The organism is Streptomyces sp. S6 (assembly GCF_054880855.1).
Genome location: NZ_JBTYMC010000638.1, coordinates 1 through 1399 on the forward strand (window position 1 = coordinate 1; position 1399 = coordinate 1399).

Genomic DNA, 1399 nt, shown 5'->3' on the forward strand with positions numbered 1-1399 from the left:
GGAACCGCGCGAGCGCGAGCCCCGCGAGCCGCGCCGGCGCAGCGCCAACCCGATGCGCATCCCGGGGCTCGGCTGCCTCAAGGGCTGCCTCTTCACGATCGTCATCCTGTTCGTCGCGGGCTGGCTGATCTGGGAGTTCTCGCCGCTCCAGGGCTGGATCGGGTCCGGGAAGGGCTACTGGGACCAGCTGACCGACTGGTTCCACACGGTCACCGGGTGGTTCGACAACGTGGGCGGCTGACCGGCGAGTCTGGGGATTTGTCGACATCCGGCGGGTGATTTCCGCCTCCGCTGCGGAGGTTGGCTCCCCGGGCGCGTACGTTGTCTGCAACACGCGTCGGTAGGAGCAGTCTTGGCACGGAAGATCGGCAGCCGGTACACCGCCCACCAGATCCTCGGGCGGGGCAGCGCCGGCACGGTGTGGCTCGGTGAGGGTCCCGAGGGGCCCGTGGCGATCAAGCTGCTGCGCGAGGACCTCTCGTCGGACGAGGAACTGGTCGGACGGTTCGTCCAGGAGCGCACGGCACTGCTCGGGCTCTCCCACCCGAACGTCGTCTCCGTACGGGACCTGGTGGTCGACGGCAACGACCTCGCGCTTGTCATGGACCTCGTCCGCGGCACGGACCTGCGCACACGCCTGGACCGCGACCGGCGGCTCTCGCCCGAGGCGGCCGTCGCGATCGTCGCGGACATCGCCGAAGGACTCGCCGCCGCGCACGCGGCAGGGGTCGTACACCGCGACGTGAAGCCCGAGAACGTCCTCCTGGACATGCAGGGGCCCCTCGGGCCCGGCGGGTCCCACCAGGCGCTCCTGACGGACTTCGGCGTCGCGAAGCTGATCGACACGCCGAAGCGCACCAAAGCCACGAAGATCATCGGAACACCCGACTACCTGGCCCCCGAGATAGTCGAAGGACTCCCCCCGCGCGCGTCCGTCGACATCTACGCCCTCGCGACGGTCCTCTACGAACTCCTCGCCGGCTTCACCCCCTTCGGCGGCGGCCACCCCGGAGCCGTCCTGCGCCGGCACGTCACCGAGTCCGTCGCACCCCTCCCCGGCATCCCCGACGAACTGTGGCAGCTCCTCGTGCAGTGCCTCGCCAAGGCGCCCGCCTCGCGCCTGCGCGCCTCCGAGCTGGCCGCGCGCCTGCGGGAGCTGCTGCCGTCCCTCGCCGGCATGCCGCCCCTGGACGTCGACGAACCCGAGACCGAGCCCGCGGAGACGGCCGAGGACGACACGGAGGCGGACGCCGCCCCCCGCAGCGCCGTCCGCCGGGGCGCCGTCCCGCTCGTGCCCGGCGCCAAGCCCGACTCCAACCGCGACACCCACACCTCGATGCGCGTGCCCGCCGCCGACGAGCTCGCGGGGGGCGCGCACGGCACCGCGCGCGTGCCCCCC

The 1399-nt window shown here is 72.6% G+C and carries 1 protein-coding gene and 1 pseudogene; both read left to right on the forward strand.

Annotation, left to right across the window (positions count from 1 at the left end; genetic code table 11):
• A pseudogene (locus ACVNF4_RS36010) lies at positions 1 to 241 on the forward strand (serine/threonine protein kinase); the annotation flags it as partial.
• Between the two features lie 111 nt (positions 242 to 352).
• Positions 353 to 1399, forward strand: a 1047-nt coding sequence (locus ACVNF4_RS36015; protein ID WP_461807032.1) for a serine/threonine-protein kinase, incomplete at its 3' end; no start/stop codon positions are given.